22 protein-coding genes are annotated in these 23,839 nt (G+C 64.7%); 12 read left to right on the top strand and 10 right to left on the bottom strand.

Features of this window, described 5'->3' with window-relative positions:
* Positions 1 to 375: 375 nt before the first annotated feature.
* Genes IP79_RS05100 through IP79_RS05090 form a run of 3 tightly spaced genes read right to left on the bottom strand, consistent with a single transcriptional unit; the run spans position 376 to position 2,962 of the window.
* A complete protein-coding gene (locus tag IP79_RS05100; RefSeq protein ID WP_082337024.1) occupies positions 376 to 1,125 on the bottom strand; it encodes an ABC transporter ATP-binding protein in 750 nt (249 codons plus the stop codon).
* Complete coding sequence (locus tag IP79_RS05095; RefSeq protein WP_054118195.1) at positions 1,125 to 2,126, bottom strand: FecCD family ABC transporter permease; 1,002 nt, start codon at positions 2,124 to 2,126, stop codon at positions 1,125 to 1,127. Before IP79_RS05095 ends, IP79_RS05100 begins: the two co-directional genes overlap by 1 nt.
* The gene (locus IP79_RS05090; protein ID WP_233994091.1) at positions 2,123 to 2,962 is read right to left on the bottom strand and encodes an ABC transporter substrate-binding protein; all 840 of its coding nucleotides are present in this window, start codon (positions 2,960 to 2,962) and stop codon (positions 2,123 to 2,125) included. Before IP79_RS05090 ends, IP79_RS05095 begins: the two co-directional genes overlap by 4 nt.
* A gap of 147 nt (positions 2,963 to 3,109) precedes the next feature.
* Here IP79_RS05090 and IP79_RS05085 point away from each other — a divergent pair, with 147 nt between their 5' ends.
* The 12 genes from IP79_RS05085 to IP79_RS05025 all read left to right on the top strand — a co-directional run bounded on the left by IP79_RS05085 (position 3,110) and on the right by IP79_RS05025 (position 17,988).
* Positions 3,110 to 4,231 carry a cell wall hydrolase gene (locus tag IP79_RS05085; RefSeq protein ID WP_082337023.1) on the top strand — a complete coding sequence of 374 codons (1,122 nt, stop codon included), beginning with the start codon at positions 3,110 to 3,112 and terminating at the stop codon, positions 4,229 to 4,231.
* Positions 4,232 to 4,373: 142 nt separating this feature from the next.
* Entirely contained in the window at positions 4,374 to 4,703 is a 330-nt protein-coding gene (locus tag IP79_RS05080; RefSeq protein ID WP_054118194.1) for a hypothetical protein, read from the top strand.
* Positions 4,704 to 4,963: 260 nt separating this feature from the next.
* Entirely contained in the window at positions 4,964 to 5,926 is a 963-nt protein-coding gene (mdh, locus tag IP79_RS05075) for a malate dehydrogenase (RefSeq protein WP_054118193.1), read from the top strand.
* A 291-nt stretch (positions 5,927 to 6,217) separates the two neighbouring features.
* Complete coding sequence (sucD, locus tag IP79_RS05065) at positions 6,218 to 7,108, top strand: succinate--CoA ligase subunit alpha (RefSeq protein WP_054118191.1); 891 nt, start codon at positions 6,218 to 6,220, stop codon at positions 7,106 to 7,108.
* Between the two features lie 70 nt (positions 7,109 to 7,178).
* Positions 7,179 to 9,974, top strand: coding sequence for a 2-oxoglutarate dehydrogenase E1 component (locus IP79_RS05060; protein ID WP_054118265.1), 2,796 nt, complete (start codon positions 7,179 to 7,181; stop codon positions 9,972 to 9,974).
* A gap of 52 nt (positions 9,975 to 10,026) precedes the next feature.
* A complete protein-coding gene (gene odhB / locus IP79_RS05055; RefSeq protein WP_054118190.1) occupies positions 10,027 to 11,253 on the top strand; it encodes a 2-oxoglutarate dehydrogenase complex dihydrolipoyllysine-residue succinyltransferase in 1,227 nt (408 codons plus the stop codon).
* A 134-nt stretch (positions 11,254 to 11,387) separates the two neighbouring features.
* Positions 11,388 to 12,788 (top strand): dihydrolipoyl dehydrogenase, encoded by a 1,401-nt coding sequence (gene lpdA, locus IP79_RS05050; protein WP_054118189.1) that lies wholly within the window; start codon positions 11,388 to 11,390, stop codon positions 12,786 to 12,788.
* 12 nt (positions 12,789 to 12,800) lie between these two features.
* The gene (locus IP79_RS05045) at positions 12,801 to 13,634 is read left to right on the top strand and encodes a hypothetical protein (RefSeq protein ID WP_054118188.1); all 834 of its coding nucleotides are present in this window, start codon (positions 12,801 to 12,803) and stop codon (positions 13,632 to 13,634) included.
* Between the two features lie 63 nt (positions 13,635 to 13,697).
* Complete coding sequence (locus IP79_RS05040; RefSeq protein ID WP_197273742.1) at positions 13,698 to 15,188, top strand: DUF4403 family protein; 1,491 nt, start codon at positions 13,698 to 13,700, stop codon at positions 15,186 to 15,188.
* Between the two features lie 83 nt (positions 15,189 to 15,271).
* Positions 15,272 to 16,630, top strand: a complete 1,359-nt coding sequence (locus IP79_RS05035; RefSeq protein ID WP_054118186.1) for an amidase family protein — start codon at positions 15,272 to 15,274, stop codon at positions 16,628 to 16,630.
* 24 nt (positions 16,631 to 16,654) lie between these two features.
* Complete coding sequence (locus tag IP79_RS05030) at positions 16,655 to 17,347, top strand: PepSY domain-containing protein (RefSeq protein WP_054118264.1); 693 nt, start codon at positions 16,655 to 16,657, stop codon at positions 17,345 to 17,347.
* Positions 17,344 to 17,988, top strand: a complete 645-nt coding sequence (locus IP79_RS05025; RefSeq protein WP_054118185.1) for a trimeric intracellular cation channel family protein — start codon at positions 17,344 to 17,346, stop codon at positions 17,986 to 17,988. The genes IP79_RS05030 and IP79_RS05025 overlap by 4 nt, the downstream gene beginning before the upstream one ends.
* 19 nt (positions 17,989 to 18,007) lie before the next feature.
* On the opposite strand, the gene IP79_RS05020 is transcribed toward IP79_RS05025, so the two are convergent.
* From IP79_RS05020 to rpsM, 7 genes are all read right to left on the bottom strand, one after another.
* A complete protein-coding gene (locus IP79_RS05020; RefSeq protein ID WP_054118184.1) occupies positions 18,008 to 18,877 on the bottom strand; it encodes a hypothetical protein in 870 nt (289 codons plus the stop codon).
* Positions 18,878 to 19,061: 184 nt separating this feature from the next.
* Entirely contained in the window at positions 19,062 to 19,592 is a 531-nt protein-coding gene (locus IP79_RS05015; RefSeq protein WP_054118183.1) for a hypothetical protein, read from the bottom strand.
* A 137-nt stretch (positions 19,593 to 19,729) separates the two neighbouring features.
* Positions 19,730 to 21,151 (bottom strand): serine hydrolase domain-containing protein, encoded by a 1,422-nt coding sequence (locus IP79_RS05010; protein WP_054118182.1) that lies wholly within the window; start codon positions 21,149 to 21,151, stop codon positions 19,730 to 19,732.
* 88 nt (positions 21,152 to 21,239) lie between these two features.
* Positions 21,240 to 21,659 carry a 50S ribosomal protein L17 gene (gene rplQ / locus IP79_RS05005; protein ID WP_054118181.1) on the bottom strand — a complete coding sequence of 140 codons (420 nt, stop codon included), beginning with the start codon at positions 21,657 to 21,659 and terminating at the stop codon, positions 21,240 to 21,242.
* A gap of 118 nt (positions 21,660 to 21,777) precedes the next feature.
* Positions 21,778 to 22,833: a DNA-directed RNA polymerase subunit alpha gene (locus tag IP79_RS05000; RefSeq protein WP_054118180.1), complete on the bottom strand. Its 1,056-nt coding sequence runs from the start codon at positions 22,831 to 22,833 to the stop codon at positions 21,778 to 21,780.
* A 125-nt stretch (positions 22,834 to 22,958) separates the two neighbouring features.
* On the bottom strand, positions 22,959 to 23,348 hold the full coding sequence (rpsK, locus tag IP79_RS04995; RefSeq protein ID WP_054118179.1) for a 30S ribosomal protein S11: 390 nt from the start codon (positions 23,346 to 23,348) through the stop codon (positions 22,959 to 22,961).
* Between the two features lie 57 nt (positions 23,349 to 23,405).
* Entirely contained in the window at positions 23,406 to 23,774 is a 369-nt protein-coding gene (gene rpsM / locus IP79_RS04990; RefSeq protein ID WP_054118178.1) for a 30S ribosomal protein S13, read from the bottom strand.
* Between the last annotated feature and the right edge of the window lie 65 nt (positions 23,775 to 23,839).

The following is a 23,839-nucleotide window of genomic DNA, read 5'->3' as shown; positions in this document are numbered from 1 at the left end:
GCCGGTGCAACGGGTGGGTTGCGATTATGATCCGGGGGCAATCCGGCCCGAAAGAGCGCCAATCAAGACAACCCAAACACCCGCGATCATAGCCGCAATGCTGATTGCAGAACGCCTTCTGGTAAATTCTCACCAAGCAAGTCTATGAACAATAGGGATTTCATCGTAAAAACACCTACCCTACAGAAAATCTGAAGTCGCCAGAATTTGCTGCTTGGGCCACATCAGGGGCCTGTCTGCTGGTCTCCAGCCGGGGCCTCCAGGGTCGCAACCTGGCTCGTCCGACAAGATCTGGCCGGGGGCCGAAACACCCAAAACAGGGCACTCAAACGCCTTTGCGGCGCGTGTTTCGGCCTCTGGTCTTTTCTCCGCCGCTTATCCGGCTGCGCGGCCTGCGATCAAAGCCTGCGCCCCTGCCTCGCCCAGCCACCGCGCATCCACGCCCCAACCTTGCGCAATCACTTGCGGGGCGAGCGCGGTTTGCGGTGGGCCGTCCGCGATCAATCGCCCGTCCTTCAGCACCAGCACCCGGTCGGCATGGTTCATCGCTGTGGCCAGATCGTGCAGCACGATCACCACCCCCTGCCCGCTTGCAGCGCAGCCGCGCAGATGGGCGAGCAAGGCCAACTGATGCGCCAGATCGAGCGCCGCCAACGGTTCATCGGCGAGAATCCATTGCGGCTGCCCCGCCAGCACCCGCGCCAGTAGAACGCGGGCGCGTTCTCCGCCGGAAAGCTGGCTGACCGGGCGATGGCGCAAGGGTTGCAGATCGAGCGCCGCCAGCGCTGCCTCAACCGCGGCGGTTCCGCGATCGCGCCACGGCAGGCGGCCCAGCGCCACAAGGCTTTCCACCGCCACATCCCATGCAATGTCAGGCGTTTGCGGAAGATAGCCGATGGCCTGCGCTCGTCCGCGAGGGTGGAGGCTTGCCAGCGCCGCGCCTTCCAGCATCACGCTCCCCTCTGACGGGGCCAGCAAACCCGCCAGCCCCAGCAGCAGCGATGATTTGCCAGCGCCATTGGGGCCGACGATGGCGGTGATCGTGCCGGGCCGAAGTTCGGCAGAAAGGCCTTCCACCACCCGCTTGCCGCCGCGCACAAGCGCAAGGTTCTCTGCCGCCAGCATCACAGTTGCCCCCGCCGCATCCGCAGCAACAGCCAGCCGAAGAACGGCGCACCGATCAGCGACAGCGCTATGCCGAGCCGCAGTTCCGTCACCAGCGGCATGATGCGCACAATGCTGTCAGCGGCCAGCACAAGGCACGCGCCTGCCAGAGCGCTCGGCAGAATGAGGCTCGACGGCAGGCGGTCAGTCAGCGGGCGCACCAGATGCGGCACCACCAGCCCGACAAAGCCGATGATCCCCGCGACCGCCACACCCGCACCAACCGTCAGCCCCACGCCCACCACCAGCAGCGCCAGCAGCCGCCCAGGATTGAGGCCGAGCGAGCGCGCCGCTTCCTCACCCAGTGTCAGCGCATCGAGGCTGCGGGCCGCCAGCGCCAGCACCGCAATCCCGGCGGCGGTCAGCGGAGCGGCAATGGCAACTTCGCGCCACGAACGGTCGGTCAGCGCGCCGTTGAGCCACAAGACGATTTCCGAAAGGGCAAAGGGATTAGGCGCAAGGGTAATGGCCAACGCGGTGAGCGCGCCTGCAAGGCTCGCCAGCATCAGGCCCGCCAGCGTGAACAGGGCGATCCCTCCGCCTGCTCCGCCTGCTGCATCGGACGATGTTCGCCCCGCGATCAGCGCCAGCAGCGCCATGCCAAGGCCCGCGCCGGTCAGCGCCATCAGCGGCAGGCTCCACGCGGCCAGCACCGGCGGCACGAATGCGCCCAGCCAGAAACTCGCCACCGCGCCCAGCGCCGCCATCGGCGCGATGCCGAACAGGCCGGGATCGGCCAGCGGGTTTCTGAGATAGCCCTGCATCGCCGCACCCGCCGCGCCCAGCCCCGCGCCGATCACGATTCCCAGCACCGCACGCGGCAGGCGCAGTTCGGCGAGGATCAGCAGCGCATTGGGCGCAAGATCGGCGGCAAAGGGGTTGATCCACACCCGCCCCGCCAACAGCGACAGCGGCACCAGCACGGCGAGCAGCAGCGCGAAGATCAGGCTGGCGCGGTTCACGGCTTGCGCTCCACCTCGGCGCGGATGGACCGCAGCCGGGTGCGCGCTTTGGAAATGGTCGGCCCGCCGCAATAAAGCAGCGCGGGATCGAAGGGGGCGACGTGGGTGGATTGGAACGCCTCGTCCAGCACGGGGTGGCGCTGGCCCGCCGCATCGCCTGCCACCAGCAAGACCTGCGGCGGATCGGCGAGCACGCTTTCGAGCGTCACCCTGTCGGCCTGCCGCAACCCGCGTGCAGCGGCGTGGCTGGCAAAACCTTCCTGCCGCAGCAGTTCGGCAATCAGGGTCTGCTCGCCCGCCACGATCTCGCCCGGTTGCCACAGCAGCGCGCTGATCGTTGGCGACGCGGTTGGCGCGGAGGAGGTGATGCTGGCGGCGAGTGCTGCGCCCGCCTGCGCCTGCCCGGCCAGTGCCGCGACCTCGCGCACCTGTGCGATGCTTTCGGCGATGGTCGCGGGGCTGCCGAAGGTTGCCACCCGCAGGCCTGCCCGTTCGAGCGCGCTGCGGGTCGGCTGCGGCAGGTAGATCGAGGCGAGCACCAGATCGGGGCGGAGCGCGATCACCTCCTCCGCCGTGCCGCCGGTCACGCCGTATCGCGCGGCAACCACCTGCGGGATCGAACTGCCACCGGGATCGCGGCTGTAATGCGAAAGCGCCAGCACCTGATCCGGCCCGGCCACCTCCACCAGTATCGCATCGAGGCAGGGGTTGAGGCTGACGATGGTTGGCTGCCCGTCCTCGGCCCGCGATGCTGGCTGCGGCGCGCAGGCGGCGAGCGTCAGGGCGGCGATCACGCCGGTCATCCCGATCCAGAAGCTGCTGTGATCCCGCGCCATATCCGCTCGCGGCGATAGGGCGGCGCGGTCAGGCGCGCAAGCGCAAGGCCTGCCGTTAAGCCCTCACCCCCACCTGTCCGGAATCGGGACGCAGGAGTGCGCGGCCCTCGCCCCGCTGCGCGCAGGCGCGTAGGGCGAGCCCATACTATGACCGCCCGCCGCACCCGTCTCGCGCCTGCCGCCCCTGCCCCAGGGCCAGGGCTTGCGCGTAAAAGCTGGCGCAAGCGCTTGGCGGTGCTGCTTGCTGCGATCACCGTGCCCGCGATGGCAGCCACTGGAGGGGTCGGCGCGCTGCCCGGCCCGGCGGTAGAAAGCACCGCCGCGCTGGCCACCCGTAAAGCCGCCGCTGCCGCTTTGCCGTTCGAACGGCCCGGCATGAGCTTTCCGGGGTCAGCATTCTATTACATGGCCGATCCCGCAGGCAGCGCGCTGGTCGCCCTGCCCACCGCCGATCCGCTTGCACGCGGAGCCGCGGAAAGCGGTCGCGAGCTGGGCGCATTGATCGATGTCGGCGCGGCGGCCAAGCCGTTCTTCACCCCCGGCTCCGGCATCACCCACATGCGGGCGCAGGAATGCCTTGCGCAGGCCGTGTGGTACGAAGCCGCAAGCGAGAGCGAGGCCGGGCAGCGCGCCGTGGCGCAAGTGGTGCTCAACCGCGTGGCGCACCCCGCATGGCCGGCGAGCGTGTGCGGCGTCGTCTATCAGGGATCGCAGCGCAGCACTGGTTGCCAGTTCACCTTCACTTGCGACGGCAGCCTCGGCCGCCGCCCCTCGGGCTCCACCTGGGCGCGGGCGCAGCGGATCGCGGGCGATGCGCTGTCGGGCGATGTCTACGCACCTGTGGGTCTGGCGACGCATTACCACACGCTTTGGGTCAATCCCTATTGGGCGGGCACGCTCGACCATATCGGCACGATCGGCGCGCACCGGTTTTACCGCAATCGCGGTGCGGGCGGGCAGGCTGCGGCCTTTGCGGCCAGTTATGCCGGGTTCGAGCCGGTGGTGAGCGGGCGGACCACCCCCGCCCCTGCGTCTGTCACCTCTGCTGCCTACGCGCCGCTCGATACCGCGCCGGATCGTCCGATAATCGCCTATGATCTCGGCCCGGTGCCCGCCAAGGCCGGAAGCGCAAAAGCTGCCTCGCCCGACGCCAGCACCCCGCCGAGCGAGCCTGCGTCCGGCACCGGCGCGGTCAAGGCGGAATATGCCCGCGCAGGCCAGTGGAAGACCCAGCCGAATACCGCTGCGGCAGCAACGCCAGCCGAATAAGCCATAGCGCTGGCCCGCAAAACAGGGTTAAGGGCGCCGAAACCCTGTTATCACACCAAGATTTAGCGGCGCGGGTCTAGACCCCGGCTCGCACACCGATCCTTGCCGTGTGCGCTATCAGACCCGGAAAGCCCTGCCCCCTATGTCCGTTCGCTTTGCTGCCGCCAACAATCCTGTCCGCCGTATCGGCTGGCGGGCCGCAGGGCGCGGTTTGGTGGCCCCTGCGCTGGCGCGGGCTGTGAACGACAATGGCGATCCCGTCGCAGCTGCGGCCAGCTTCGATCCCCTGCTGGCCGATGCGCTGAAGCATTTCGCCGTCCACGGTCTTGCGTCTGCCAAGGCCGCACTGACCGAGGCCGAGGATGCCGCACAACGCGGCGACGGGAACGCCAGAGCACACTGGCTGGCGATCACCGGGCTCTTCGACCGCCGACTGGCCGACCGCGCGCGCCGCCGCCCGAACCCTGCCTGACCTTACGGCACCTGCGCTACGTCGTTTCCCTGATGCGTTGACCTGAAGCACTTAATGCAACTGCGAACTGTTTGCAAAGATAGTTGCCTGATGCGACCTTTTGACGGTTGCAATCGCATTCCCAGCGGCTTACCGCGCCTTCAGAGTATTAGTCTTAACGGGTGCCATGCCGCTTGGGACGGGGGTTGGCGCCACCGCTGCGTGCCGTAATGCGCGCAACCGTATTTTCGTCCCGATGGATCAGGGAAGGAAGTCCAAGAATGGCCCGCAAGAAGATCGCCCTCGTCGGCGCAGGCAATATCGGCGGCACGCTCGCCCACCTCGCCGCGCTCAAGGGCCTTGGCGATGTTGTTTTGTTCGACGTTGCCGAAGGTATCCCGCAGGGCAAGGCGCTCGATCTTTCGCAGTGCGGCCCGGTTGAAGGCTTTGACGCTTCGATCACCGGGTCGAACGACTATGCTGACATCGCGGGCGCTGACGTAGTGATCGTCACCGCAGGCGTGGCGCGCAAGCCCGGCATGAGCCGCGATGACCTGCTCGGTATCAACCTCAAGGTGATGAAGGCCGTGGGCGAAGGCATTGCTGCCAACTGCCCCGATGCTTTCGTGATCTGCATCACCAACCCGCTCGACGCGATGGTCTGGGCGCTGCGCGAGTTCTCGGGCCTTCCCGCCAACAAGGTCGTCGGCATGGCCGGCGTGCTGGACTCGGCGCGCTTCGCCACCTTCCTCGCATGGGAATTCGGCGTTTCGGTGAAGGACGTGAACGCCTTCGTGCTCGGCGGCCACGGCGATACGATGGTGCCGGTGCTGTCCTACTCGACCATCAACGGCATCCCCGTGAAGGACATGGCCAAGATCAAGGGCATTTCCGAAGATCGCCTCGGCGAAATCGTCCAGCGCACCCGCTCGGGCGGCGGCGAGATTGTCGGCCTGCTCAAGACCGGCTCGGCCTTCTATGCGCCCGCCACCAGCGCCATTTCGATGGCCGAAGCCTACCTCTACGACCAGAAGCGCATCCTGCCCTGCGCGGTGCAGGTTGACGGCAAGTACGGCGTCGATGGCCTCTATGTCGGCGTGCCGGTTGTGATCGGCGCGGGCGGCGCGGAAGAAGTGATCGAGATCAGCCTGACCGACGAGGAAAAGAAGAACCTCGGCGTCAGTGTCGATGCGGTCAAGGAACTGCTCGAGGCGTGCAAGGCGCTGGACAGCTCGCTGGCGTGATTACGTTAGCCCTCCCTCTCCTCACGGCGGCCCTGATGGCTGGTTTCGGCTGGATGGGCTTCCGTCGGAAGTGGATTGCGGCGGGGCTGCTCAGTCTGCCGTTTTTTGGTTTGGCAGTCTGGCTCGAAGTTTCGACAGCTGGTCCGCCCCTGCACGAAAGTAACTTTGGCATCTTGATGCTTTTTTTTGTGTTTGGGCCTCTTGTTGCAGCTTGGCTCGCTTTCGTTTGCGCAGCCGTGATTTCATTCTTTCGGTCGTCAAAGACCGTCTCGGAACCTGGAGACTAACTTAATGTCCATCCTCGTAAACAAAGACACCAAGGTCATCACCCAAGGGATGACCGGCAACACCGGCACCTTCCACACCCAGGCAGCGCTCGATTACGGGACGCAGATGGTCGGCGGTGTGACCCCCGGCAAGGGCGGCACCACCCATATCGGCCTGCCGCAGTTCAATACCGTGCGCGAAGCCAAGGCCGCGACCGGCGCGACCGCCTCGTGCATCTACGTTCCGCCGCCGTTCGCCGCTGACGCGATCTGCGAAGCGATCGATGCCGAGATCGAGCTGATCATCTGCATCACCGAGGGCATCCCGGTGCTCGACATGGTCCGCGCCAAGCGCGCGCTGCAGGGCTCCAAGTCGCGCCTGATCGGCCCCAACTGCCCCGGCGTGCTGACCCCCAACGAATGCAAGATCGGCATCATGCCAGCCAACATTTTCAAGAAGGGCTCTGTCGGCATCGTCTCGCGCTCGGGCACGCTCACCTATGAAGCCGTGCACCAGACCACCATGGCGGGCCTCGGCCAGACCACGGCTGTCGGCATCGGCGGCGATCCGGTCAACGGCACCAACTTCATCGACATGCTCGACCTGTTCCTGGATGATCCGGAAACGGAAAGCATCATCATGATCGGCGAAATCGGCGGATCGGCCGAAGAAGAAGCCGCCGCCTTCATCAAGGCCGAACGCGCCAAGGGCCGCGCCAAGCCGATGGTCGGTTTCATCGCCGGCCTCACCGCCCCTCCGGGCCGCCGCATGGGCCACGCTGGCGCCATCGTCAGCGGCGGTCAGGGCGGCGCGGAAGACAAGATCGCGGCGATGGAAGATGCGGGCATCCGCGTCAGCCCCTCGCCCTCGCTGCTGGGGGAAACCCTCGCCGCGATGCTGAAAGAAATGGCATAACCGCCGTTTAGAATACCGGCCCCTCGCGTGACGCGGGGGGCCATCCTTCCTCCTCCCCGGGAGTCCCATGATGGGCAACGAACCGCAGAACTTCATCCCCGCCTTCGCCGATCAGGAAGGCCCGCAGCCCGGCCCTTCGTGGGAAAAGCGCGGCTGGCTCGACGCGCTCAGCGATAGCGCATCCGATCTGGTCGCGGCGATGGACCCGACCGAGATGAAGCTCGCGGTCAAGGCGGCGGCGAAGGATGCCGGCAAGGCGCTCGATCCCAAGGCGGTGGAGAAAGCTGCCTCGCTTTCGATTGCGGCAATGACGCTGGTGCGGCTGTACCGTGTGCGCGGGCACATGGCGGCAGATCTCGATCCGCTGGGCCTTGCAGGGCGCGAAGGGCCGGAAGACCTGACGCTGGCGTGGCATGGGCTCGCCGGCAAGGAGAACGAAGAGGTCTATGTCGGCGGCGTGCTCGGCATGGAATGGACCACCGTGGGCAAGCTCCACGACCGGCTGTGCGAAGTCTATTGCGGCAAGGTCGGCCTCGAATACATGCACATCGCCGACACCGATGAACGCCGCTTCCTGCAGGAAAAGTTCGAAAGCCCCGGCGACACGATCCAGTTCACCCCCGAAGGCAAGAAGGCGATCCTCGCCGCCGTGCTGCGCGGGGAGCAATACGAAGAATTCCTCGCCAAGAAATATGTCGGCACCAAGCGGTTCGGTCTGGATGGCGGCGAGTCCATGATTCCGGCGCTGGAAGCCGTGATCAAGCATGGCGGTTCATCCGGCGTGCGCGAGATCATCTACGGCATGGCCCACCGCGGCCGGTTGAACGTGCTCGCCAACGTGATGGCGAAACCTTACCGCGTGATCTTCCACGAATTTTCGGGCGGCAGCGCCAACCCCGATGATGTCGGCGGATCGGGCGATGTGAAGTATCACCTTGGCACCTCGACCGACCGCGAGTTCGACGGGATTTCGGTGCACATGAGCCTTGTGCCCAACCCTTCGCACCTTGAAGCGGTCAACCCCGTAGTGCTGGGCAAGGCCCGCGCCCAGCAGGCGATCCGCGATGATCTGAAGGTCAAGGCGCAGGTGCTGCCCGTGCTGATCCACGGCGATGCGGCGTTTGCGGGTCAGGGCGTTGTGTGGGAAAGCCTCTCGCTGTCCGGCGTGCCGGGTTACGATACCGGCGGCTGCATCCACTTCATCATCAACAACCAGATCGGTTTCACCACCAGCCCCAAGTTTGCGCGGTCTTCGCCATATCCCAGCGATGTGGCCAAGGGCGTTATGGCGCCGATCCTGCACGTCAACGGCGATGATCCCGAAGCGGTGACCTTCGCCTGCAAGCTGGCGGTCGAATACCGCCAGACCTTCCACCGCGACGTTGTGATCGACATGTGGTGCTATCGCCGCTTCGGCCACAACGAGGGTGACGAGCCCAAGTTCACCCAGCCGCTGATGTACGATTCCATCCGCTCGCACCCCAAGGTCAGCGTCAATTACGAAGGCCGCCTGATCCGCGAAGGCGTGATCGAAGCGGGCACGCGCGAGCGGATGGCGGGCGAATTCGTCGCGCTGCTCGAAGATGAGTTCGAAGCGGGCAAGAACTACAAGGCGAACGAGGCCGACTGGTTCGGCGGGCGCTGGAGCGGGTTGAACAAGCCGGCTGATCCGGAGACCGCGCGCCGCTCTGTCGAAACCGCGATCGAGCCCAAGGTGCTGGATTCGCTGGGCCGCGTGCTGACCGAAGTGCCAGGCGATCTCGCCGTCCACAAGACGCTCGACCGTGTGCTCGCCGCCAAGCGCGAGATGTTCAGCACGGGTGAGGGCTTCGATTGGGCGACGGCAGAGGCGCTCGCATTCGGCAGCCTTGTGATGGAAGGTTACGGCGTGCGCCTGTCCGGTCAGGATTCCGGCCGCGGCACCTTCAGCCAGCGTCACGCGGTGTGGGTCGACCAGACTTCGGAACGCAAATATATCCCTCTCAGCACCCTGCCCCACGGCAAGTTCGAAGTGCACGATTCCACCCTGTCGGAATACGGCGTGCTCGGCTTCGAATACGGGTTTGCGATGGCCGATCCCAAAAGCCTGGTGCTGTGGGAAGGCCAGTTCGGCGATTTCGCCAACGGCGCGCAGATCATGATCGACCAGTTCATCGCATCGGGTGAAAGCAAGTGGTTGCGCGCCAACGGCCTCGTGATGCTGCTGCCGCACGGGTACGAAGGGCAAGGGCCGGAGCATTCCTCTGCCCGTCTGGAACGCTTCCTCCAGCTGTGTGCCGATGACAATATGTGCGTGTGCAACATCACCACACCGGCCAACTACTTCCACGTGCTGCGCCGCCAGATGCTGCGGTCTTTCCGCAAGCCGCTGATCATCATGAGCCCCAAGTCGCTGCTGCGCCACCCGCTGGCCAAGAGCAGCCGCGATGAGTTCCAGGGCGATCGCCAGTTCCGGCGCATCCTTTCCGACACCACCGAAATCGCCGATGAAAAGGTGCGCCGCGTGGTGCTGTGTTCGGGCAAGGTCGCCTATGATCTGATGGAGGCCCGCGATGCTGCGGGGATCGATGATGTCTCGATCATCCGTATCGAACAGCTGTTCCCCTTCCCCGGCGATCCGCTGGCGCTGCGGCTTGGCCGGATGACCAACCTCCAGGACGTGGTGTGGTGTCAGGAAGAACCTCGCAACAATGGCTCATGGTTCTTCGTGAACGAACGGATCGAGGAATCGCTGACCGCCGCAGGTCACACCGGCAAGCGCCCGGTCTATGCCGGGCGCGATGCGGCTGCCTCGCCTGCCACAGGCCTCGCCAGCCGCCACAAGGCCCAGCAGGAGGCGTTGATCGCCGCCGCGCTGGGGCTGTAACGGCCCGCCTTTCTTCACACGAGATTCAAGCAAGTTTCAGGAACCCATTCCAATGGCCACCGAAATCAAAGTCCCCGCTCTCGGCGAATCCGTCACCGAAGGCACGATTGCCGAATGGCTCAAGCAGCCGGGCGAAGCTGTCGCCGCTGACGAGGCGATTTGCAGCCTTGAAACCGACAAGGTCGCGGTTGACGTGCCCTCGCCCGTAGCTGGCGTGATGAGCGAACACCGCGTTGCCGTGGGCGACACGGTTGAAGTCGGCGCTGTGATCGCGGTGATCGATGAAGGCGCAAGCGCTGCCACGGCGGCTCCCGCTGTCGCCGCCAAGGCCGACACGCCTGCCCCGGCAGCGACAGAAGAGCCCTCAGGCGCGGCGCAGACCATGTCGCCTGCGGTGCGCCGTGCGGTGCTGGAACACGGCGTCGATCCCTCCACGATCAAGGGCACCGGCAAGGATGGCCGCCTGACCAAGGAAGATGTGCTGGCGGCGGCCGAAGCCAAGGCGAAGGGCACCCCTGCCCCCGCGCCTGCGCCCGCCCCGGCACCGTCTGCGGCAGCCCCCGCCTCGACCGGCGGCGCGCGCGGCGAAGAACGCGTCAAGATGACGCGGATGCGCCAGACCATCGCCAAGCGGTTGAAGAGCGCGCAGGACAATGCCGCGCTGCTGACCACCTTCAATGATTGCGACATGAGCGCGGTCATGGAGGCACGCGACAAGTACAAGGATCTGTTCGCCAAGAAGCACGACATTCGCCTCGGCTTCATGGGTTTCTTCGCCAAGGCGGCCTGCCTTGCGCTGAAGGACGTGCCGAGCGTCAACGCCTACATCGAAGGCGATGAGATCGTCTATCACGATTACGTCGATATCTCGGTCGCGGTTTCGGCGCCCAACGGCCTTGTCGTCCCCGTGATCCGCGATGCCGACAAGAAGGGCTTTGCCCGGATCGAACAGGACATCGCCGATTTCGGCAAGCGCGCCAAGGAAGGCACGCTGAAGATGGAAGACATGACCGGCGGCACCTTCACCATCTCGAACGGCGGCGTGTTCGGCAGCCTGATGAGCACCCCGATCATCAACCCGCCGCAGAGCGCGGTGCTGGGCCTCCACCGCATCGAGGATCGCCCGGTTGTCCGTAACGGCGAGATCGTGATCCGCCCGATGATGTATCTGGCGCTTTCGTATGATCACCGCCTGATCGACGGGCGCGAGGCTGTAACGGCGCTCAAGATCATCAAGGAAGCGATCGAAGATCCGACGCGGATGCTGATTGATTTGTAAACTTTTTTCCGTTCGGGCTTCGCTGGTGTTGCTGCGCAACAGCTACGCTTCCGAAGCCCTGCTCTTTCTTTCGGAGCAACGGACCCCAAGTGAAGGACTATCCTTCGACAAGCTCAGGATGAGCGGAGTTTTTTATGGCTGAATTCGATTACGACGTCCTCATCATCGGTGCTGGCCCCGGCGGTTATGTCGCGGCGATCCGTGCGGCGCAGCTGGGGTTGAAGACCGCTTGTGTCGAAAGCCGCGAAACGCTCGGCGGGACCTGCCTCAATGTCGGATGCATTCCCTCCAAGGCGCTGCTCCACGGTTCGGAACTGTTTGACGAGGCGAACAACGGCCACTTCGCCACCTGGGGCATCACCGCCACGCCCACGCTCGATCTGGGCAAGATGATGGCCGAAAAGACCAAGGCCGTGGGCGAATTGACCGGCGGGATCGAATTCCTGTTCAAGAAGAACAAGGTCACTTGGCTCAAGGGCCATGCAGCGTTTGAAGACGCGCACACCGTCACCGTCGCGGGCGAAAAGGTCACCGCCAAGGACATCGTGATCGCCACCGGCTCCTCGGTCACCCCGCTCCCGGGCGTCACCGTCGACAACGCGGGCAAGCGCATCGTCGACAGCACCGGCGCGCTTGATCTTGATGAAGTGCCCGAACACCTCGTGGTGATCGGTGGCGGCGTTATCGGGCTGGAGCTTGGCTCGGTATGGCGGCGTCTTGGTGCGAAAGTAACCGTGGTCGAATATCTCGATCAATTGCTCCCCGGCATGGATGGCGATGTGCGCAAGGAAGCGCAGAAGGTCTTCAAGAAGCAGGGCATGGCTATGATGCTCGGCCAGAAGGTCACCGGCGCGAGTGTTGACGGCAAGACCGTGACCCTTACCATCGAAAAAGCCGCAGGCGGCGACGAGCAGACGCTCGAAGCAAGCCACGTGCTGGTCGCCATCGGCCGCCGCCCCAATACCGACGGGTTGGCGCTCGACAAGGCGGGGCTCACCACCAATGCGCGCGGGCAGGTCGAGATCGACCACGATTTCCGCACGTCTGTGCCCAACATCTGGGGCATCGGCGATGTCGTTCCCGGCCCGATGCTCGCCCACAAGGCCGAGGATGAAGGCATCGCGGTGGCCGAGAATATCGCGGGCCTCACCGGCATCGTGAACCATGATGTGATCCCCAGCGTCGTTTATACCGCGCCCGAAATCGCCGGCGTCGGCATCACCGAGGAACAGGCCAAGGAACGCGGGCTCACCGTCAAGATCGGCAAGTTCCCGATGATGGCGAACAGCCGCGCCAAGGCCAACCGCGACACCGAAGGGTTTGTGAAGGTCATCGCCGATGCAGAAACCGACCGGGTGCTGGGCGTGTGGATCATCGCCAGCCTTGCAGGCACGATGATCGCCGAGGCCTGCGTCGCGATGGAATTCGGCGCGACCAGCGAAGACATCGCCTACACCTGCCACGCCCACCCCACCCACGCCGAAGCGCTGAAAGAGGCAGCGATGGCTGTGACGGGCAAGCCGATCCACATGTAAGGCGCAGACGGGGTGTGGGGGCGAGCATCTGATCGCTGGCGCCTCACCCTGCCCTTGCTGTTCCCGTCGCTCGGCGGGCTGGCTTACCTTTATGCCCTCGGTGCGCCCGCGCGACTGGTTGCAGTCAACGCGGGCGCCCTGGCATTGGCGCTGGCGTGGGTCGTGTGGGGATGGCTGCCGGAAGGGCGAAGATCACGGATCGGCTTTGCGGCAACGGCGCTTCTGCTGTTGTTCCTGCCGCCGCTGCTTCAACACGATGTTGACGGGGTGTCGCGCTGGCTGCCGCTCGGAAGGGCGCTTTTTCTCCATTCGGGTGCACTGCTGCTGCCCTTGATCATTGTGATCGCAGCGCGCGAGCCTCGCATCGGACCGTGGCTGCTGGCAATTGCCACAGTCGCTTTGGCTCTCCAACCCGACGCAGGTGTGCTCACCGGCCTCGCCGCCGCGAGCGCGGCTCTGGCTGCGCTGCACCGCTCTTTGACCATCGCGCTTGTCGCCGGTGGAAGCCTGACACTGGCACTCGCAACCTTCGGCGCTGGCGACCTCGCGCCGCAGCTCTATACCGAGGGTGTGCTGGACCATGTAGCGGAGCATTCGCTGGCCGGGGCAGCCGCGCTGGGACTGGTGCTTTTCGGGACACCGCTCTGGTATCTGGTCATCCGGGCAGCAGCGCCGCAAGAAGAAGGCTACGCCCTCGCCGCGCTAATTATCGCGTTCGGGATAATAGCATTCATCGCGCCCTTTCCCTATCCCCTGATCGGTTACGGTGCGGCGCCGATCCTCGGCTTTGGTCTGGCACTCGGCGCAAGCCGGCACGTCACGCCGGTCGGGACAAAGTCCGGCTGACGGCTATCGTGCGCCCGCATGATCCGCTACCGCGTTGCATACATTGCACATAAGGAACGAAAAGTGGCGGCTTGGCGCAAGGTTTCCATTGCAGTAGCGCTGGCCGGCCTGACGCTGTTGGCTGCCTGCAGCAATAGCGCGGAGGGCGAAACCAACGCGCCCCCGCGCGCGACAGACCCTATCGCCTACCCAAAAGATCCTTCGCGGATTGCGGTGGATGTCGATGTTGATCTGGCAGCGCTGGAACGTGCGCTCGAGCGTGAAGTGCCGCGCGAGCTGTGGCAAATCGATCAACCCGAAAGCGAATGCATCGCGCCAAAGACCATCGATCTCGCGCTGTTCAAGGTCAAATCGCCCGAAATCAAATGCCGGATCGTCGGCAAGGTCACGCGCGGACGGCTGCGGCTGAGCGGCAGCGGGCAGAGGCTGGTGGTAAACCTGCCTGTCAACGGGACGCTGGCGGCACGCGATGTTGCAGGCATCTTCAAGGGCGAAACTGCCACGGGCACCGCTGAAGTCGCCCTTGCGATGAGGCTCGATCTGCAACCGGAATGGCGGCTGACGGGTACATCGAAGCTCGATTACCGCTGGACGAAGGAGCCCGGTATCGATTTCATGGGACAGCGGATTACCTTCACCAGCGAGGCCGATCGCGAGCTGCGCCCGATCAAGCGTGACGTCGAACGTATCGTTGCGGGCGAGCTGGCAAAACTCCCGGTCAAGCAAACCGCAACCGAAGGCTGGCGCGCCGGGCACGAGGTGTTCGAACTGAACGAGAAGGACCCGGCGGTCTGGGGCAGGCTCACCCCGCAGCAGTTCCGGTATGGCGGTTACGAGGTCAGGGGACGGGTGCTGACCTTGCAGCTGGGCCTTGATGCCCTGTTCGAAACCTTCGTCGGAATGAAGCCGGAAGCCGTCACCCCCGCTGCCCTGCCCCCTGTGGCCCGGCGCGAAAAAGACACTGTGCGGTCAGTGCTGCACGTGCCGGTGGTGGCCGATTATGCGGTGCTGGAGCCGGTCATCGCCGAGGCTTTGGCCAAGCGGGCGAAGCGGCCATTTGTGATCGAGGATTATGGATCGGTTACCGCCAGCTTCGCCAACATTCGCGTCTATGGCACCGGCAAGGGCCGCATCGCGGTGGGCGCGAAATTTGCCGCGCGCTCCGATTTGCCGGTGGTCGGCAAGGCCAAGGGCACCATCTGGCTGACCGCGCGTCCCGAAAACGAGGCAGGATCGCGCAAGGTGCGCTTTGCCGATGTGGCGGTGACGGGCGAAACCGACATCACCGGCGAGGCATTCCTGTTCGCGCTGGCCAATTCGCCCGGATTCCAGGATGCGATCACATCAGCGCTGGAACAGAACTTCGAAAGCGATTTCAGCAGCCTCAGGGCAAAAATCGATCAGGCGCTGGCGCAGCGCGAGGGACGGATCACCGATTACAGCATCACTATCGGCACGGTGGAAACCGGAATCATCACCGCGCATGGCGAAGGGCTCTACTTGCCGGTCGATGTAACAGCGCGGATCAAGGCGAGGCTGCGGCGCATAGATTGAACAACTGATTTGGCACAAAGGCTTTTGCCGTGCCGCCAGGGCAGATAAGTCCCGATACCGAGAGTGGGGAGAGTTACGCACACATGGCCTATCCGCAACTGACCGACAAATCGGGCGCTTTGGCAACTGCACTGGCTGTCCGCACCCGCAAGATCAGCGTTGCCGAGGCTGTGGACGCCGCGATCACGCGGGTCGAAAAGCTGGATTCCAACATCGATGCCCTGGCCGTGCCCGATTTCGAACGGGCCTACGAAACCGCCAAGGCAATGGACAACGCCGCGCGGCGGCTCGATCAGCCATTGTTCGGCGTGCCGATGACGATCAAGGAAAGCTTCGACGTCGCGGGCCTGCCCACCACCTTCGGCCACCCGCAGTTTCGCGATAGTATCGCGCCGAAGGATTCGCTGCTGGTCAGGCGGTTGAAGGCGGCGGGGGCATTGATCATCGGCAAGACCAACGTGCCGGTGGATCTGACCGACTGGCAGAGTTTCAACCCGGTCTATGGCCGCACCAGCAATCCGCACAATTCCGACCGTTCCCCCGGCGGATCATCCGGTGGCAGTGCGGCGGCAGTCGCCAGCGGCATGGTGGCTTGCGATTACGGCACCGACATCGGCGGATCGGTGCGCGTCCCGGCGCACTTCTGCGGCATCTGGGGCCACAAGACGACCCACGGCCTGATCCCCAAGCACGGCCATGACCATCCCGCCATGTCCCGGCGCGATGGCTTTGTCGCGGCGCATGACAGCCCGCTCAGCATCGCCGGGCCGCTCGCCCGCAACGCGCCCGATCTGGCGCTGCTGGTGGAGGTGGGCGCGGATGTTCCGCTGCGCCGCAAACCGCGCCCGATCAGCGAATGCCGGATGCTGGCGATCACCGCGCTTCCCAATGCGCCCGTCGATGCCAGCGTGATGGCCCCGACCGAAGCCGCGCTGGAAACCCTTGCGCGAGCGGGCCTGCGGATTGATCGCGGCAGCGATCTGCTGCCCGATCAGGCGCTGCAATACCGCCACTACCTCAAGATGATGAACGTGGTGATGGCACGCGGTGCGCCTGCGCCCGATGGCAAGCGGGCTTCGGCCACCGACTGGTTCGATCTGCTCGATGCGCAGGCCGCATGCATCGCGCAGTGGGATGCTGTGTTCGAAACCTACGATTTCGTGCTCGCCCCGCCCGCGCCGGTGCTGGCGGTGCCGCATAGAGACAAGGCGGTGTTCCGCGGCACGATCAATATCGACGGGGTGGAGGAACCGGGCGGCAATGGCCTTGCCTGGGCCGGCCTGGCAACCTTCCCCAACCTGCCCGCCACGGTGCTGCCCATCGGCAGCGGGAACTACCTCGGGGCAGATCTGCCGTGCGGAATGCAGGTGATCGGCCCGCGCTGGCGCGACCTTGATTGTATCGCGGCGGCCGAGGCAATCGGGAACATCTTGCACGGTTGATCCTGCTTCGCCATGGGGCGCGGCATGGCTTCCACTTCCCTCATGCGCTCGCTCGCCAAATGGCACGTCTGGCTCGGTTGGCTGGTCGGCGTGCCGATTGTCATGTGGCTGGCGACCGGATTGCTGATGGTTTCGCGCCCGATCGAGGAAGTGCGGGGCGAACATCTGAAGCGCGAAACGCCCGCACAGCCGCTGGCGATCCCCGGAAGCACACTCGCCGCGCCCGAAGCCAGCCTGAAGGAAATGCGCGTCACCATGCAGGATGGCCGCGCGGTCGCCATCCTCACCACGCTGGACGGGGCAGTGAGCCGGGTCGATTTCGCCACCGGCGCGGCGCTCGATCCGCTGGATGCGTCTGATGCCCGCGCACTGGTGGCCAAGCGGATTATCGGCGGCGCAGCAGCAGAGCGGGTGACGCTGTTCCCGGCCGACAGCACCCCGTTCGATTTCCGCCGCCCACTCGCCGTGTGGCAGGTTGCGCTGGCAGACGGCACCAATGTCTATGTCGGGCGTGACACAGGCGAGATAGAGGCGGTGCGCACCCGCTGGTGGCGCGCCTTCGATTTCGCTTGGGGCCTGCACATCATGGACCTGTCCGAACGGGAGGACACCAGCCATCCGGTACTGATCATCTTCGCCGCACTCGGCCTGACGGGCGCCGTGATCGGCTGTGTGCTGATGTTCCACCGCCGCCGGACGCGAGCCGACCTGCGATGAACCCGACCGTTCTGACCCCGATTCTCGATCTGCTCGATCTGGCAGGGATCGCGCTGTTTGCATTGTCCGGCGCTGTGCTGGCAGCGCGGCTGCGGCAGACCTTCGTGACGATGGGCTTCTTCGCGCTGGTCACCGGCGTGGGCGGGGGCACGGTGCGCGATCTGCTGATCGGCGCGCCGGTGTTCTGGATCACCGATGCCTGGGTGGCCGCGGTGTGCTTGGGCACGGCGCTGATCGCCTGGTTCACCCCGGTGCGGATGTGGGACGGCAAGGGTTTCGATTACGCCGATGGCGCGGGGCTTGCCGCCTATGCCGTACTCGGCAGTGCCAAGGCGATTGCCTATGGCGTGCCGCCGGTTCCTGCCGCGCTGATGGGCGTGATTACCGGGTGCGTGGGCGGGATCATCCGCGATGTGGTGGCGGGCCGCCCGTCGATCATCATGAGCCCCGAACTCTACGTCACCCCTGCCGCATTCACGGCGGTGCTGACGGTGGCGGGAATGCTGGCCGCACCGCAGTTGGGTATCGCGAGAGAATGGGCGTGGGTGCTGGGATTTTTCTGCGGTTTTGCGCTGCGCAGCGCCGCGATCCGGTGGGAATGGGGCCTGCCAAGCTATGGCGGCATGCGGGAGGGGAGCTAACCCCCCCTCCCCCGAAGAATTACAGATCGCCGTCGATGGTTTCGGGAATCTCCTCGCCCGGAATCGGCCCGCCGGGATAGGCGGGCATCCTGTCAGTGACCACTGGTCTGGCCTGGCCCTGGGCCACCTGCATCGGCGCGGACGACATCTGTGCTTCCTGCACGGCAAGATCGGGGCGAACCGATCCGCCTACCGCCATGCGCGCTGTGGCATAGCGCCGGTCATCCCACTGGCCTTCGCCGCGCGGGGCCGGGCTTTCCGCTCCGCCCGAATAACCGATGCCGGAAAAGCCGCCGCCGTAATCGATGCCGTCGATCTGCCCGCTATTGCCGATCCGGCACTGAAACGGCGAACCGTTGAACAGCAATCCGCTGACCACCCAGCCGGCGCCGGTGCGATCGACATTGTCGACCGTATCGACCCGCACATCACGCTCGATCCGGGTAAGGCACTGGTTGACTGCATTGTCGAGGCCCGCTGCGCCGGTGCTGCGCGGTGTCGTCGTGCGGCGATCATCATACCGGCGGTTATCATCGCGCCATTCGCGATCGCGGACATCGCGCTCGACGATCACGACATCGCGATCCCGCTGGCGCCGGTTGTTGCTGCTGGCGATGGCAGCAATACCGCCGATGATCGCAGCGCCAATCAGTACATCGCCCGCGCCAACGCGGTTGCGACGCCATCCGCGCCGGTGGCCCCAACCGCAATTCCAGCGGCAACCCCAATCGGCGGTCGCGGATGCGGGATTATAGCGGCTGCTGTCAAACACTGCTGAAGGTGTGCCCAGCCCGGTTGCGGGAAGGACCGCTGCCGAAGCCGGCGCGGCGAACATGGTGGTACCGGCAAGCGCACCGGCAACTGCCAGGGCACGAATTTTCAGAGCCATAATGCTCCCTCCTGTTTCCATGCGAGCGCCCACCAACGCCCAGATGTGGGAGAGGTTAGCTGGCGCAGGCTTGCGCTGTGCTGAACCGTTTGACGCGAAATACAATCGCCCCGCCTTCCCTTTCAGAGAGGCGGGGCGATGTTGGTGCTCGCGTCCAGAGCGACATACGCGATGCAGAAGAGGGTTAGCGCAGGCCGCGAACACCGCTGAAGTCGATCCGCGGTGCGCCGCGCCCATCGATCCGGCAGGTGAACCGACCACGATCCGAGCCACGGGCATTCCAGCCACCACCCACATCGATCCGGCCCTTCACGCGGAAGCCATTGCGGGTGCGATCAACATCGCGCACGTCGATCACGTCGGCATAGCGGTATCCGCCGAAGCGACGCGCCTGGTTCTCGGCTGCGCGGACGCAGCGATCCACAGCGGTACGCGGGTTGATGCCAAAGTTTCCGCGATTACCGCGGAAATTGCGATCATTGTAGGCATAGCGCCGATCGCCGCGATTATTGTCAAACGCACCGGCCAAGGCCGCGATGCCGCCGATCACCACAGCGCCTGCAATAATCTCGCCGGCGCCGATCCCGCCGCGATCGCGGTGGTCGTCAGCCATTGCAGGGGTGGCAGAGGCCGCAGTCAACGCAGTCGCAGCGACCGCGCCGAGCGTGAGCCGGGCCCATTTGCCGGAGGCCAGCCGGTTGGTCTTGGTGGTCATCAGATCTATCCTCGTCTGGCACCGCGCGCCTGATTGCGGGGGTGACAAGGACGTTTTGCGGGATTCGGGGTGAGATGAAGCTGAATTGTGCTTGCAGGAATTATTAATCTAATTGGCCATTCAGATGAACAAGCCAATCATTCGCTGCCTAACGCGGCCAGCACATCGCGGGTGAAGGCGGCAATGTCGAAGCTTGCGCCCACGGGATCCTCGCCCCGGCGAACGATCACCACGTCGCGGCTAGGCACGATCACCACATACTGCCCGCGATTGCCGAAAGCGGCGAAGGTATCGGGCGGCACGCCTTCGGATTTGTTCAGCAACCAGAACCCCGCGCCATAGCCGAACGGCCCATCGGGCTGCGGGCCGCTGGGGGTAGAAACGTATTTCACCCAGCCTTCGGGGAGGATGCGCTCGCCCGAGGGCAATTTGCCGTCATTGAGGTAAAGCTGGCCAAATTTCGCCAAATCGCCCGCGGTCGTCCAGACTTGCGACGACAGGATATAGTTCCCCTGCCAATCCGTTTCGGCAACCGTCCTATTCATTCCGATCTTGGCGAAAAATTCGGCAGGCGGGTGCGCCGCGAAACTCGGCTTGATCGCAGCGACTGCGGCGAGCGTATCGTTGTTGGCGTAGCGATAGGTACTGCCGGGCGCGGCAATCAGCGGCCAATCGAGCGCCACTTCCTCCACCGTCGCGCCGCCCCAATATAGCGGATCGGTGCGATTGCCCGGCGTATCCGAATATCGGCCCGAGCCCATGCGCAAAAGATGGTCAATGGTGATCGCGCGGCGCGGGTCGGCAACAGCCCCACCGAGGCCCGCCGAGGCGCTGACATCAGCCTCCCCCCGAAAAACCGCGGCACCGACCAGCGTAGCGGCGATCGACTTGGCGACCGACCAGGTCCGCTGCGGGGTCTTGTCATCGAAGCCGGGGGCGAAGAAGGCCGAACTGCGGCGCCCGCCGGGCGAAGCGCGGCTGACCAAAACAGCCGTGGTGCGGCTCCCCTCCCCATACCCGCCCGCCAGCGCCGCCTTCTGCACTCTGTCCACCGATGGAATTTGACGCGCAACAGGCTTGCGACCGGTTCGCTGGTCTCCGGCATCGATGATCTTTCCACGGGCAGGTGGCGCTGGCCGCTCTGCCCGCGTCACTGGCTGGCCCGGATTGCCCCCATTCTCGGGCGCACCGATCGGCAGAATCGCGCATCCGGTCTGCGTCCCTGAATATGCCGCGACGCGGGCCGGAAGATCCTCGGCCCAGTGAACGGCGACATGGGCGATCTGGCCGGTCGGTCGGCGCACGATTTCGAAGGGCAAGTCCGGGATGATTGCATCAAGCGGCGCTTGAATGCCGGTCAGTTCCCACTGTGCCACGCTTTCCGGCGAGCGGATCACCCCGTTTGCTTCGGCATTGGCAATCGCGCCGCACAGCATCAGCGCCTTGTAACCTGCCGCAAGCGTCCGATCGTATCGCGCGTCGAGGCGCTGTTGCTGGTTCTGGGAAGTGGCGGGGACGGCGAGGAGCAGCGTCGCGGCTGCAAGGGCGGTGCGGATCATGGCGCGCAGCCTAGCCTGCGGCCCACAAAAGGAAAGGGCCGGAAGCGTTCCCGCCCCGGCCCTTGTCTGTGTTCATGCGAAGCGCGGCTTACGCGTCTTCGTATTCATCTTCCGACTGCACCGGGCCCGAATCCTGGCCGCGAGCATCTTCGTCACGCTCGACCAGTTCGATGATGGCCATCTGCACCGCGTCCCCGGCGCGCACGCCAGCGCGCAGCACACGGGTGTAGCCGCCTTCACGATCCGAATAGCGCTCGGCCAGAACTTCGAACAGCTTCTTGAGCTGCGCTTCGTCGCCCAGACGGCTCATGGCGAGACGACGGTTCGACAGGCCGCCGCGCTTGGCCAGCGTGATCAGCTTTTCGATGTAAGGGCGCAGTTCCTTGGCCTTGGGCAAGGTGGTCTTGATCTGCTCGTGCTTGATCAGCGCGGCAGCCATGTTGCGGAACAGGGCGTTGCGGTGACCCGTCTTGCGGCCCAGCTTACGGCCCGACATACCATGACGCATTGTAATCTTCCTTCGTTCGAAAAGGGGCCGTTCGAGGTACCCCAGTGCCGGTAGCTGTCAGGGCCGCTACCTTCGCCCGATATGCAAGCCCCTGCCGAAGCAGGGGCTCGCGAATTCATCAGCCGAGAAGTTCTTGTTCGAGCTTCTTGGCCATTTCCTCAATGTTTTCCGGCGGCCAGCCCGGGATATCCATCCCGAGGCGCAGACCCATGCTGGAGAGCACTTCCTTGATCTCGTTGAGCGACTTGCGGCCGAAGTTCGGCGTGCGCAGCATCTCGGCTTCGGTCTTCTGGACCAGATCGCCGATATAGATGATGTTGTCGTTCTTGAGGCAGTTGGCCGAACGCACCGACAGTTCGAGCTCGTCCACCTTCTTGAGGAGGTAACGGTTGAGCTGGTTGGCGTCGCTTTCTTCCGGCTGAACGGCATGGCCGATCATCGCGCCGGCGGGCTGCGGAATACCATCTTCGAAGTGGACGAATAGCGTCAGCTGGTCCTGAAGGATGCGCGCGGCATAGGCCACGGCGTCTTCCGGGGTGACAGTGCCATCGGTTTCGACGGTCAGCGAGAGCTTGTCGTAATCAAGCTCCTGACCGACGCGGGCGTTCTCGACCTTGTAGCTCACCTGACGGACAGGCGAATAGAGCGAGTCGACTGGGATCAGGCCGATCGGCGCATCGGCCGGGCGGTTCTGCACGGCAGGCGAATAGCCCTTACCGGTGTCAGCAGTCAGCTCCATGTTGAGCGTCGCGCCTTCATCGAGCTGGCAGATCACCAGATCCTTGTTCATGATCTCGATATCGCCGGTCACGGCAATATCGCCTGCCTTGACCGCGCCGGGGCCGGTAGCCGAAAGCTGGAGCCGCTTGGGGCCTTCGCCTTCCATCTTGAGCGCGATCTGCTTCACGTTCAGCACGATGTCAGTGACATCTTCACGAACGCCGGCCAGCGACGAGAATTCGTGCAGCACGTTTTCGATCTTGATCGAGGTGATCGCCGCGCCCTGAAGGCTCGACAGCAGCACGCGCCGCAGCGCGTTGCCGAGGGTCAGGCCAAAGCCACGCTCGAGCGGTTCAGCCACGAAAGTGACCTTGCGCTGACGATCGCCGCCATCCTTGATTTCGAGGGAGTTGGGTTTCTTGAGTTCCTGCCAGTTCTTCGTGTTGACGGACATGGATTTCCCCTAATTCGCCTGTGCGGGCGGGTTCAAACTTGGGCGGGCCGGATGCGCGGGATGAGGCGCAGTGTCAGGCCCGATCGGGCGGCGACGGCACGACCTGCCGCCGCCATCCCGGCGGATCAGACGCGGCGGCGCTTCGAGGGCCGGACCCCGTTGTGCGGGATCGGGGTCACGTCACGGATCGATGTAATGTTGAAGCCCACGGCGGCAAGACCGCGCAGTGCGCTTTCGCGGCCCGAACCCGGGCCCTTCACTTCGACTTCCAGCGTGCGAACGCCGTGTTCGGCAGCTTTCTTGCCGGCATCGTCGGCTGCAACCTGTGCGGCATACGGGGTCGACTTGCGGCTGCCTTTGAAACCCATCGCGCCTGCACTGGACCAGCTGATTGCATTGCCCTGCGCGTCGGTGATGGTGATCATGGTATTGTTGAAGCTGGCGTTGATGTGCGCAACGCCGCTGCTGATGTTCTTTTTGTCACGGCGCCGAATACGGCCTGGTTCGCGTGCCATCGTGTAATATCCTCTAGCTCGTCAGAAGGAAAAAGCGTGAGCGGCTAAGCCGCCAGCTTACTTCTTCTTGCCCGCGATGGGCTTGGCCTTGCCCTTGCGGGTGCGGGCGTTGGTGTGAGTGCGCTGGCCACGAACGGGCAGACCGCTGCGATGACGCAAGCCGCGATAGGCACGCAAATCCATCAGGCGCTTGATGTTCATCGCAGTGCTACGACGAAGATCGCCTTCAACGGTGAAGTCAGCATCGATGGTTTCGCGGATCCGCAGCACTTCCTCATCGGTGAGGTCCTGCACACGCGCGGAGTGGGCGATACCCAGCTTTTCAACGATCTGGACAGCCGTGGTACGACCAATTCCGTGAATATAGGTGAGCGCGATAATCACGCGCTTGTTGGTGGGGATATTGACCCCGGCAATACGAGCCACTTATTTCTCCATGCTCCACAGGGACTTGGCCACATTGGGCGGCCACCCTATCTCAACGCTCATCC

Origin of the sequence: Porphyrobacter sp. AAP60 (assembly GCF_001296025.1) — a bacterium.
In the GTDB taxonomy this organism is placed as follows: Bacteria; Pseudomonadota; Alphaproteobacteria; order Sphingomonadales; family Sphingomonadaceae; genus Erythrobacter.
This window is presented reverse-complemented; position numbering and strand designations above follow the sequence as displayed.

Coding starts and splice junctions, on each gene's coding strand:
- IP79_RS05025 (WP_054118185.1), top strand. CDS start 17,344: ATGAACCCGACCGTTCTGACCCCGATTCTCGATCTGCTCGATCTGGCA.
- IP79_RS05020 (WP_054118184.1), bottom strand. CDS start 18,877: ATGGCTCTGAAAATTCGTGCCCTGGCAGTTGCCGGTGCGCTTGCCGGT.
- rplQ (WP_054118181.1), bottom strand. CDS start 21,659: ATGCGTCATGGTATGTCGGGCCGTAAGCTGGGCCGCAAGACGGGTCAC.
- lpdA (WP_054118189.1), top strand. CDS start 11,388: ATGGCTGAATTCGATTACGACGTCCTCATCATCGGTGCTGGCCCCGGC.
- IP79_RS05015 (WP_054118183.1), bottom strand. CDS start 19,592: ATGACCACCAAGACCAACCGGCTGGCCTCCGGCAAATGGGCCCGGCTC.
- mdh (WP_054118193.1), top strand. CDS start 4,964: ATGGCCCGCAAGAAGATCGCCCTCGTCGGCGCAGGCAATATCGGCGGC.
- rpsK (WP_054118179.1), bottom strand. CDS start 23,348: ATGGCACGCGAACCAGGCCGTATTCGGCGCCGTGACAAAAAGAACATC.
- sucD (WP_054118191.1), top strand. CDS start 6,218: ATGTCCATCCTCGTAAACAAAGACACCAAGGTCATCACCCAAGGGATG.
- IP79_RS05080 (WP_054118194.1), top strand. CDS start 4,374: ATGTCCGTTCGCTTTGCTGCCGCCAACAATCCTGTCCGCCGTATCGGC.
- IP79_RS05035 (WP_054118186.1), top strand. CDS start 15,272: ATGGCCTATCCGCAACTGACCGACAAATCGGGCGCTTTGGCAACTGCA.
- IP79_RS05010 (WP_054118182.1), bottom strand. CDS start 21,151: ATGATCCGCACCGCCCTTGCAGCCGCGACGCTGCTCCTCGCCGTCCCC.
- IP79_RS05085 (WP_082337023.1), top strand. CDS start 3,110: ATGACCGCCCGCCGCACCCGTCTCGCGCCTGCCGCCCCTGCCCCAGGG.
- odhB (WP_054118190.1), top strand. CDS start 10,027: ATGGCCACCGAAATCAAAGTCCCCGCTCTCGGCGAATCCGTCACCGAA.
- IP79_RS05100 (WP_082337024.1), bottom strand. CDS start 1,125: ATGCTGGCGGCAGAGAACCTTGCGCTTGTGCGCGGCGGCAAGCGGGTG.
- IP79_RS05090 (WP_233994091.1), bottom strand. CDS start 2,962: ATGGCGCGGGATCACAGCAGCTTCTGGATCGGGATGACCGGCGTGATC.
- IP79_RS05000 (WP_054118180.1), bottom strand. CDS start 22,833: ATGTCCGTCAACACGAAGAACTGGCAGGAACTCAAGAAACCCAACTCC.
- IP79_RS05030 (WP_054118264.1), top strand. CDS start 16,655: ATGGCTTCCACTTCCCTCATGCGCTCGCTCGCCAAATGGCACGTCTGG.
- IP79_RS05060 (WP_054118265.1), top strand. CDS start 7,179: ATGGGCAACGAACCGCAGAACTTCATCCCCGCCTTCGCCGATCAGGAA.